Origin of the sequence: Paenibacillus sp. IITD108, from assembly GCF_036541265.1 — a bacterium.
Lineage (GTDB): Bacteria > Bacillota > Bacilli > Paenibacillales > Paenibacillaceae > Pristimantibacillus.
On sequence record NZ_JAZHCT010000067.1, the window covers coordinates 1 to 10,373 of the forward strand.

Annotated in this window: 7 protein-coding genes; 5 read left to right on the forward strand and 2 right to left on the reverse strand. The window is 45.5% G+C overall.

What is annotated here, in order from left to right:
* Positions 1 to 454: 454 nt before the first annotated feature.
* The gene (locus tag V1L65_RS28330) at positions 455 to 1,192 is read right to left on the reverse strand and encodes a YwaF family protein (RefSeq protein WP_331702707.1); all 738 of its coding nucleotides are present in this window, start codon (positions 1,190 to 1,192) and stop codon (positions 455 to 457) included.
* Positions 1,193 to 1,450: 258 nt separating this feature from the next.
* Here V1L65_RS28330 and adhE point away from each other — a divergent pair, with 258 nt between their 5' ends.
* The 3 genes from adhE to pflA all read left to right on the forward strand — a co-directional run bounded on the left by adhE (position 1,451) and on the right by pflA (position 7,202).
* A complete protein-coding gene (gene adhE / locus V1L65_RS28335) occupies positions 1,451 to 4,057 on the forward strand; it encodes a bifunctional acetaldehyde-CoA/alcohol dehydrogenase (protein ID WP_331702708.1) in 2,607 nt (868 codons plus the stop codon).
* Between the two features lie 25 nt (positions 4,058 to 4,082).
* Positions 4,083 to 6,335, forward strand: a complete 2,253-nt coding sequence (gene pflB, locus V1L65_RS28340; RefSeq protein ID WP_331702709.1) for a formate C-acetyltransferase — start codon at positions 4,083 to 4,085, stop codon at positions 6,333 to 6,335.
* 78 nt (positions 6,336 to 6,413) lie between these two features.
* Positions 6,414 to 7,202: a pyruvate formate-lyase-activating protein gene (gene pflA / locus V1L65_RS28345; protein ID WP_331702711.1), complete on the forward strand. Its 789-nt coding sequence runs from the start codon at positions 6,414 to 6,416 to the stop codon at positions 7,200 to 7,202.
* A gap of 190 nt (positions 7,203 to 7,392) precedes the next feature.
* Here the strand turns inward: pflA and V1L65_RS28350 are convergent, their stop codons facing one another.
* Positions 7,393 to 7,749: a HesB/IscA family protein gene (locus V1L65_RS28350; protein ID WP_331702712.1), complete on the reverse strand. Its 357-nt coding sequence runs from the start codon at positions 7,747 to 7,749 to the stop codon at positions 7,393 to 7,395.
* Between the two features lie 240 nt (positions 7,750 to 7,989).
* On the opposite strand from V1L65_RS28350, the gene mqnE reads away from it, so the two are divergent.
* A complete protein-coding gene (gene mqnE, locus V1L65_RS28355; RefSeq protein WP_331702713.1) occupies positions 7,990 to 9,093 on the forward strand; it encodes an aminofutalosine synthase MqnE in 1,104 nt (367 codons plus the stop codon).
* Between the two features lie 99 nt (positions 9,094 to 9,192).
* Positions 9,193 to 10,260: an NAD(P)/FAD-dependent oxidoreductase gene (locus V1L65_RS28360; RefSeq protein WP_331702714.1), complete on the forward strand. Its 1,068-nt coding sequence runs from the start codon at positions 9,193 to 9,195 to the stop codon at positions 10,258 to 10,260.
* The last annotated feature ends 113 nt before the right edge of the window (positions 10,261 to 10,373 follow it).

Here is a 10,373-nt window from a genome sequence, read left to right on the forward strand (position 1 = left end):
TGAGGCATTTTAGCGTAATGTATATGATTTTTCATATACATTTGTGTTTTTTGCGGCATTTCAGCGTAATGTGTATGAAATTTCATATACAATTGGACGTTTTGAGGTAACTCCGACACGAATAATGCTGATGAGTTTCGTAAAATAGAAAATTGGCTTCTATCTTTGAAATAGTGCTTGTCAGCTTCGTTAGAAACATACTTTTTTAACAGTTTTAAAACTCAGGCTGTTGAATATCGCTTCTAGCCTTCGTTACATTATCCAAATAAATGTTTTAGTCAAACTTCATCCGCACCTAACTAATCTAACTAATCTAACTAACCTAACTAATCTACAAATTTCATTTTTAGCTTTCCAACGTATCGCCCCAGTGACCTTCGCATCCTCCTGGTGGTCGACCGACCGCCGTCATGCATCGAAACACCGCACGCTGGGAGCTGCGCGCGGTGCGAAACTATAGCGAGTTTCTTCTCTTTATCTTCATGCGTTCGAAGCGCTTGGAAAATGGCAAGTAGAGCAATAAAAAAAAGAAAAGAGCAAAAGCTTCCATAGAAAGCAGGTACCAAGGATACGGACCAAGAAAATCCAACAATGAAGCTGTCTCCGGTTTATGAGCCAAGAACATATAATTTCCGCCAGTCAGCCAATTGATCGGCAGGACAATAACAAGCAGGATGTTTAAAAAAACCATCGTCAGCCCGACAGATTTCAATGTCGGACGGTAGCCCTCCACCCACGCCATATAAAGCACAGCAAGAATGATTCCCATATGCGCAATAAAAAACTGGTAAAAACGAAAATGCGGTGCCCCGTAAAAAAGTACAGGAGTCAGCAAAGCTTGAATAGCGCCGCCAATTCCGATGAAATAAGCGATTTGAAAAATAAAACGATTATTAAACAGCAGCATAAAGATACAGAGATAAAGCGAGATGCTGCATAATTCCAGCGGTAATGTATCTTTCGTTCTATAGATGCTTTGATCGACATACCACCAGTTTAATGTCAACTCACATAAAATAAGCACGCTAGCCAATGCGATTCTGCTATATTTGCTTTTCTGCCCTTCTTTCAACCATTTGCGGCTTACATATAAGCATGTAATAAGAAAAATAAAAATTCCCAGCATTATAAAATGTGATGAAGAGTAGGCGAAAAATTGGTATTCTGACCCGATGACAGCATCAAATTCCATACTCGCTTTCACCTCCACGAATTTTTTTACATAAAGTCCCCTTTTATTATAGGCGCAGCCAACAAATTTGGGTATTGATAATTATACGAGTACCGACTCAAAGCTCTTTCAAAGCCTTTCAAAGCCTCTTAAAGCCTCTTAAAGCCTCTCAAAGCCTCATAAGTAAAAAACTTGCATACGTGATTAATCTCACATGCAGCAACGCTTAATTGAAGTAGGATAAGGATAGAACCTATTTCAAAGAAGGAGTGAGTGCATATGGCCGCCAAGGATTGGAGCGTGCTCGCAACAGGTTCCGCAGCCGCATTGACTGATGTCCTTGTGAGCCGCGCTAAACAAGCGCAGGAGCAATTCATGTCGCTTTCACAGGAACAGGTCGATTTGGTCGTCCACAAAATGGCGCTTGCTGGGCTCGATCAGCATATGAAGCTTGCCAAGCTGGCTGTCGAAGAAACAGGAAAAGGCATCTACGAGGATAAAATCACAAAAAATTTATTCGCTACAGAGTCTGTCTGCAACAGCATGAAAGAAGATAAAACTGTTGGTATTATCGAAACAAACGAATACGAGAATTACAATATTATTGCCGAGCCTGTAGGCGTTATTGCCGGCATCATCCCATATACAGACCCGACATCGGCAGCGATGTTCAAGGCATTGCTTGCCATAAAGACACGCAATCCGATTATATTCATCTTTCATCCTGCTGCTGAAAAATCAAGCACTCAGGCTGCCAAAGAGCTGTACAAGGCGGCGGTTCAGGCAGGCGCTCCGAAGCACTGCATCCAGTGGCTGGAGCAGCCCTCGTCCCATTCAGTCGACCAGCTTCTTAAACATAAGGAAATCGCACTAATACTAGCATCAGGCGACGACGCAACCGTCCAGGCAGCTTATCGTACAGGAAAGCCCACGCTTGGATTAAGTCCCGGCAATGTGCCTTGCCTCATTGATCGCACAGCGAACCTGAAGCAAGCTGTTACAGATCTGATTATGTCAAAAACGTTTGATAACGGCATGCTTAGCGCCTCAGAGCAGTCAGTCATAATAGAGGAAGCTATTTATCCGACAATGAAGCATATGATGACGGCGCTAGGCTGCTATTTTATGAATCAAGCTGAAATACAGGCGGTATCCAAATTGTATGTCGCAATGCGTGACTCCAAGCTGCTCAATGATATGGTAGGCCAATCTGCGCTCTGGATTGCGGAGAAAGCCGGTATATCTGTCCCTCAGGATACGCTGATACTTATAGCAGAGCTGGCAGGCGTTGGAGATGACTATCCGCTTTCTGCCCAGAAGCAAAGCCCCATCCTTGCATGCTACAAAGTAAAGGACGCCGCAGAGGGCATTGAGCGTGCGGCTGGCATAATCAACTATAGCGGAGCGCCGCATTCAGCGGTTATTCACTCTCATGATCAAGAGACGATATCTGCATTCGCCTCCAGGCTGCAGGCGGTTCGAATTATTATCAATTCGCCGTCTACGCTTGGAGCAATTGGCGACTACTACACGACAAATTTGCCCTATCTTTCACTCAGCAGCGGCCACTTCGGGCATTCGTCCTCTACGGGCATGTCTTCTGTGAAGCTGCTGAATCTTAAAAGAATTTCTGAACGCGCTGTGCATATGCAGTGGTTTAAAATTCCGCCAAAGCTATATTTTGAGAAGGGCTCTACCCAGTATCTAAGCAAAATACCTAACATCCATCGCATCGTCATCGTAACGGACAAAAGCATGGTCGAGCTCGGTTATGTCAATAAGGTCGAATATTATTTGCGCAAAAGAAAAACTCCAGTTCAAATTGAAATAATTGCAGATGTGGAGTCTGACCCTTCTATTGAAACCGTACACCGCGGCGCTGCCATAATGAACAGATTTCAGCCGGATTGCATTATTGCCTTGGGCGGTGGATCACCGATAGACGCTGCCAAAGCGATGTGGCTGTTTTATGAATATCCGGATACCGACTTCAACTCAGCTAAAATGAAATTTTTAGATATCCGAAATAAAGTGTATAAATATCCTAAGCTTGGACAAAAAGCACAGCTGGTTGCGATTCCGACTACGTCAGGCACCGGCTCGGAGGTGACCTCCTATGCAGCAATAACCGATACACAGGACGGCGTTATGAAGTACCCGCTTCTGGATAATGAGCTGACGCCGAATATCGCCATAATTGACCCGGAGTTTACGTACAGCCTGCCTGATATTACAGTAGCTGATGCCGGTATGGATGTACTGACGCATGCAATAGAAGCTTATGTTTCGATTATGGCCAGCGACTTTACCGACGGACTGGCCATGAAAGCGATCAGCCTTGTATTTGAGCATTTGGAGCATTCCTTTGCAACAGGCGATAAAACCGCACGCGAAAAAATGCACAATGCTTCTACCATAGCTGGAATGGCATTTGCCAATGCGTATCTGGGTGTCAATCATAGCCTAGCTCATAAGTTCGGGATTCATTTCAAGCTCTCGCATGGCCGTACCAATGCTATATTGCTGCCATATGTTATTCGTTATAATGCAAGCCGGCCGACTAAATTCCAGTCCTACTCCAATTATGATCATTATCAGGCAGATACGCGTTATGCTGATATTGCCAGAATGCTCGGCTTGCCTGCACGTTCTACCGAAGAAGGAGTCAGCAGCTTAATAGAGGCCATACGCAAGCTTAACCGATCTCTTGGCATACCAGACAGCTTCCAAGCTGCCGGTATTGCCGAGGAGGAATTTATCGCTTCTGTCGACAAGCTGGCCGGGGCAGCGTTCGAGGATCAATGTACAACGACAAATCCTCGCATGCCGTTAATTTCAGAGCTGGCTCTGCTTTACCGCAATGCTTATTACGGAATTTTAGAATAAACATTACGAAATGGAGGAAATCAGCATGACTACAATTCAATCTGTTCGCAACGAATATTGGGAGAACTTTAAGGAAGGGACATGGCAGGATAATATTGATGTGCGCGACTTTATCGTGAGCAATGCCGCTGCTTATGAAGGCGATGACAGCTTCCTGGCAGGACCAACCGAGGCGACAAAGCGATTATGGGATATTATCAGCGAGCTGACTGCCAAGGAACGCCAGCGCGGCGGCGTGCTCGATGTGGATGTAAATACGCCCTCCTCTATCGTTTCTCATGGGCCTGGCTATTTGGATAAGGAGCTGGAGAAAATTGTTGGCGTACAAACAGATGCGCCATTCAAACGCTCTATACAGCCGTTTGGCGGCGTAAGAATGGTCGAGGATGCTTGTAAGGCATATGGCTTCGAGCTGCCGGAGGAAATTTCCCGTTTGTTCACCGATCTGCGAAAGACTCATAATCAAGGCGTATTCGATGCTTATACGCCGCAGATGAGAGCTGCGCGCAGAGCCGGGATTATAACAGGCTTGCCGGATGCTTACGGCCGCGGCCGTATTATTGGCGACTACCGCCGTGTAGCTTTGTATGGCGTGGATCGCTTGATTGAGCAGAAAAAAGCGGACATGAAGCTGTCCGACCTGCTTCCTATGAGCGAGAGCGTCATCCGTGAGCGTGAGGAGCATTCCGAGCAAATCCGTTCGCTGCAGGAGCTTAAAACAATGGCAGCAAGCTACGGCTTTGATATTTCGAAGCCTGCGGGCAATGCCAGAGAAGCTGTTCAATGGTTGTATTTCGCCTATCTGGGCGCAATCAAGGAACAAAATGGAGCAGCCATGAGCCTTGGACGCGTCTCTACCTTCCTTGATATTTATATCGAGAGAGATTTGCAGGCCGGTGTGCTGACAGAGCAGGAAGCGCAAGAAATTATTGACCATTTTGTCATGAAGCTTAGAATTGTCAAATTCCTGCGCACTCCTGATTATAATGAGCTGTTCAGCGGCGACCCTACCTGGGTGACAGAGTCAATCGGCGGCATGGCCGAGAATGGAAAAACTTTAGTATCAAAAAGCTCCTTCCGTATTCTGCACACGCTATATAATTTGGGACCTGCCCCTGAACCGAACCTGACTGTGCTCTGGTCTGAAAGCCTGCCGGATGGCTTCAAGCGATATTGTGCTAAAGTATCTATTGAAACTAGCTCCATCCAATATGAAAATGATGATATAATGCGTCCGCAATTCGGCGACGATTACGGTATCGCCTGCTGTGTATCCGCAATGAGAATCGGCAAGCAAATGCAGTTTTTCGGTGCCAGAGCGAATCTTGCCAAAGCATTGCTCTACTCGATTAATGGCGGCGTAGATGAAATACTGGGCGTACAAGTCGCACCTAAATCTGAACCGATTATGGATGAAGTGTTATCTTACGATGTCGTAATGGAGCGCTTCGATCAAGTTATGGAATGGCTGGCAGAGCTGTATATGAATACGCTGAATGTCATTCACTATATGCACGACAAATATTGCTACGAGCGTCTCGAATTTGCACTCCATGACCGCGAGATTATACGCACGATGGCATGCGGCATTGCAGGCCTATCCGTTGTAGCAGACAGCTTGAGTGCTATAAAGTACGCTAAGGTTAAACCAGTACGCAGCGAGGCAGGCATCGCTATCGATTTTGAAATCGAAGGTGATTTCCCTCAATACGGCAACAACGATGATCTTGTCGACCAAATTGCCGTACAACTGGTAGAAAACTTTATGAGCAAGCTGCAAAAGCATAAGCCATACCGGGATGCCATACCAACTCAATCTGTACTAACGATTACATCCAATGTCGTTTATGGCAAGAAAACAGGCACTACACCGGATGGACGCAAAGCAGGCGAACCGTTCGCGCCAGGCGCCAATCCTATGCACGGCCGCGACCGCAAAGGCGCTCTAGCCTCGTTATCAAGCGTAGCGAAGCTTCCATATGAGCATTCGCTTGATGGAATTTCCAACACATTCTCAATCGTTGGAAAGGCGCTCGGCAAAGACAATGAAGCACAGGTAAGCAATCTGGCTGCGCTGCTTGACGGCTATATGTCGCAATCTGCGCATCACCTGAATGTCAACGTATTTGACCGCGCGACACTGCTTGATGCGATGGAGCATCCTGAGCAATATCCACAGCTGACCGTTCGCGTATCCGGCTATGCGGTCAACTTTATTAAACTTACAAAAGAACAACAGCTTGAAGTCATTAGCCGTACCTTCCATGGCGAGATGTAGGTCATCAACAATGCAATAAAACTCCCTCCCTTCCCGGGAGGGAGGATCTTAATCCTATTAACGAAAGGATGAAGGCGCATGAGAATGGCCACCCCACCGCAATCTGACCTGCAAGTAACAGGACGTATCCACTCCATAGAAACCTTTGGAACGGTGGATGGCCCTGGCATTCGATTCGTCCTGTTTCTGCAAGGCTGTGCGCTTCGCTGCAGATTTTGCCATAATCCAGACACCTGGGATACAACAACGGGCAAAGTAATGACTGTAGCAGAGGTTTTAGAGGAAATCAGGCCTTATATAAATTACTATAAGCGATCCAACGGCGGAGTTACTGTATCAGGCGGAGAGCCTACCTTGCAGGCGCCTTTTGTTGCAGCCTTGTTCCGAGCGATTAAGCAGGAATGGGGTCTGCATACCGCGCTTGATTCATCCGGCTTCTGCGAACCGCATCATGCTGACGAAACAGGCCTTTTTGATGCAGCTGATCTGATTATGCTGGATTTGAAAATGATTGATGAGCTTAAGCATCAAGCTCTTACTACGCAATCCAATAAGCGGATACTTGGCTTTGCCCGATATTTAGCTGACCGGCAGCAGTATGTATGGATAAGACATGTCGTTATTCCTGGCGTAACGGATCATGAAGAGGACTTAATAAAGCTCGGGCAATTTATGGAATGCCTTGGAAATGTTAAAAAGCTTGAGCTGCTTCCCTATCACATAATGGGAAAATACAAATGGGATCAGTTAGGACTGGAATACACGTTAAACGATGTAGATCCGCCCACTAAAGCACAGATGGAGCGTGCTGAAAGTATTGTACGTGCACAATTAAAAGATAACCTTCACATTGATATAGGAATGTAAGGATAAACGGCTCTGATGTCCTTTGAACAGGTGCGTTTACCGACGAGTGATAAGAACAATTTTATCGTGAAACTTATAAAGTCTTATAATTAAAAAAACAAATAAAAGGATGGTCAAGCTTGCCAAACTCGCTTAGACCATCCTTTTATTTGTTTGGCCGTCATCTTTCATGACAGCTGGTTATTCAATATTAGCAGTCGCTATCTGGCTTGCCTGCAGCAGCTGCTGTTCTAAAGCTGGAACCGCAGCCGCAAGTTACGGACGCATTAGGATTTTCTATCGTGAAGCCACCGCCCATTGCGGTCTCCTTGAAATCAATCTGCAATCCGTTAAGATATTTTTTGCTATCGTTGTCCATTACGACTTTAATGCCGCTAAGCTCTAATGCCTCGTCATCTTCCGTCAATTCATCATCGAAACCCATGCCGTAAGAAAAACCGCTGCAGCCGCCTTCCTTTACGCCAAGTCTCAAGAACAGGTTTGGAATCTCTTCTTGCTCAAGCATTTCTTTTATTTTTTCAGATGCCAGCTCACTAATCGTGATCATTGTACATCCCTCCATATATATAAAATGAAAGTAAATAATTCACTTACTTCTCTATAGTATACTGCAAATAAATAGCATGCTCAAGACATAGCCCTTTTATGCACTACCCAATGTTTTCAAATGCCTTCTCTCACTTTTCATATTGCTCCTGCTTCGGTAGAGGTTTATAATCAAATTAGTTAACTTGTCGTTCTATTATGTTATTTTTTTCACAAGCAAATGAATGTGGAGGTCCTTACTATGAATATTATTGTTCCAAATTCATCATCCCAAATGCAGCATATTGCTGAGAAAGTCCGCAATAACGAAAGGCTGACCCTTGAGGATGGAAAATTTCTTTATGAATCAGACGATCTGCTTACTATTGGCCAGCTTGCCAATGAAGTTGCGATAAAGAAAAACGGTAAGAAAGTTTATTTTATCGAAAATATGAGCCTTTATTTTACTAACGTATGCGAATCCCGCTGCGCTTTTTGCAATTTTAGAAAAGATGAAGGCGATGAAGGGGCCTACACGCTTAGCGGCGAGCAGATGATTGAATACATAGAGCAGCATTATCATCCGGGCGTACGCGAGTTTCACATTGTCGGCGGGCATAATCAGCATGTGCCATTCCAATACTATGTTGATTCCCTGCAAGCGCTCAAGGACCGCTATCCTGATGTAACGCTCAAGGCTTATACAGCGGCTGAGATTGATTTCTTCTCGCGCATAAGCGGTCTATCTTACAAAGAGGTGCTGCAGGAGCTGATGAAAGCCGGCTTGCAATCTTTGACTGGCGGCGGCGCAGAAATACTGTCAGATCACTACCGTAAAAAAATGCGTGTAGATAAAGCCGATGTAACCGCCTATCTTAATGTGCACCGAACAGCTCACGAGCTGGGCCTGCGTACGCATACGACGATGCTGTATGGCTCTATCGAATCCAAAGAGGATCGTATTCGTCATATGCTGCACATAAGAGATCTGCAGGACGATACGAATGGCTTCCTAGTATTTATCCCATTATCAATGCAGCCGATAAATCCGAGAGCAGGCATTCGCCGACGCAATTCAGCGTTTGAGGATTTGAAAACTATTGCCATCAGCCGTTTGATGCTCGATAATTTCCAGCATATTAAGGCTTACTTTATTAACATTGGCGTACAGCTCACCCAGGTTGCGCTTACGATGGGAGCTTCCGATGCGCACGGCACGATTGTGAAGGAAAAAATCAGCCATGCAGCCGGTGCGCTAACGCCTGAAGGCATTACACGCGAGGACTTGATTTGGCTAATTAAAGGAGCAGGACGTATTCCTGTAGAACGCGATACTTTCTATAACGAAATTAAAGTTTACGAATAGTTTAGCAGTATTTTAATATCTGACTTGCACATTTTCTGACTAATTGACTGCGTGAAGGTTAATGCTACATTTATTATAAAAATTAATGGGGCTATAAAGATGAAAAAATTAATTGTATTAGGCGGAGGCTATGGCGGTCTTGCGGTAATTAACGAGCTGATAGAAAAGCACTTGCCCGCTGATGTTTCCGTCACCCTTATTGATCGCATGCCATTCCAAGGGCTTAAAACTGAATTTTACGCGCTGGCCGCAGGCACGGTATCGGACTTGGAGCTTCGCGTACAATTTCCGGTTCACCCGCAGGTTTCCTTTTGTTATGGCGAAGTTATGTCGATTGATATGGAAAAGCAAATCGTTCATATGCAAAACGCGGAAGAAATGCATTATGACTGGCTCGTTATCGGGCTTGGCTGCACAGATAAGTATCATGGCATTGAAGGAGCCGAACAATTCTCAACGAGCATTCAAACCTTCTCAGGAGCGAGAAGAACCTACGCTCTTCTTAATGATGTAAAGCCCTACGGTCAGGTTTCCATAATTGGCGGAGGACTTAGCGGGGTTGAAGTAGCTGCTGAGCTTAGAGAAAGCCGGCCAGACCTTAACATCAGGCTTATTGACCGCGGTCCTAAGCCTCTGGGCGCATTCCCAGGCAAGCTGCAAACCTTTGTTATGGATTGGTTTACCGAGCATCATATCGAGATGCGGGGCAACACCAATCTGTTTCGTCTTGAGGAAGGACAGCTGAGCGATGCCAACTCGCCTGAGCCTATATACACGGATGTGACAGTGTGGACAGCGGGTATCCAGCCCGTTGCGCTGGTGCAGCATATGAATTTGCCAAAGGATACGATAGGCCGTCTAATTATTAACGAGTATCATCAGCTCCCTCAATACACTAACATATTTGTTGTCGGCGATTGCGCTGCGCTTCCTTATTCCCCTAGCGGGCAAGCTGCTGGCGCTCAGGGCAAACAAATCGCAGAAGTGCTGCATGCCATGTGGAATAACCGCAATCCAAAGTTAGGCACGATAAAGCTTAAAGGCGTTCTTGGCTCTCTAGGCAAAAAAAGCGGCTTTGGCTTGATGGGCAATACGCCTATATTAGGACGTGTGCCTAGATTGATTAAAAGCGGCGTGCTTTGGAATTCGAAGCGACATAAGGGCTAATTCGGAAACAACAGGTATAAGTAAAGAACGGGCACTGCGATCAAGTTTGGATGCTTACAATTAGCTGCCACTCCTTTATAACGACATAATACGTTAAAATGCAAGCTAATAAA

Bases quoted from the DNA above. Each gene is read 5' to 3' on its own strand.
- V1L65_RS28330 (WP_331702707.1), bottom strand. From the start codon at position 1,192: ATGGAATTTGATGCTGTCATCGGGTCAGAATACCAATTTTTCGCCTAC.
- adhE (WP_331702708.1), top strand. From the start codon at position 1,451: ATGGCCGCCAAGGATTGGAGCGTGCTCGCAACAGGTTCCGCAGCCGCA.
- pflB (WP_331702709.1), top strand. From the start codon at position 4,083: ATGACTACAATTCAATCTGTTCGCAACGAATATTGGGAGAACTTTAAG.
- pflA (WP_331702711.1), top strand. From the start codon at position 6,414: ATGAGAATGGCCACCCCACCGCAATCTGACCTGCAAGTAACAGGACGT.
- V1L65_RS28350 (WP_331702712.1), bottom strand. From the start codon at position 7,749: ATGATCACGATTAGTGAGCTGGCATCTGAAAAAATAAAAGAAATGCTT.
- mqnE (WP_331702713.1), top strand. From the start codon at position 7,990: ATGAATATTATTGTTCCAAATTCATCATCCCAAATGCAGCATATTGCT.
- V1L65_RS28360 (WP_331702714.1), top strand. From the start codon at position 9,193: ATGAAAAAATTAATTGTATTAGGCGGAGGCTATGGCGGTCTTGCGGTA.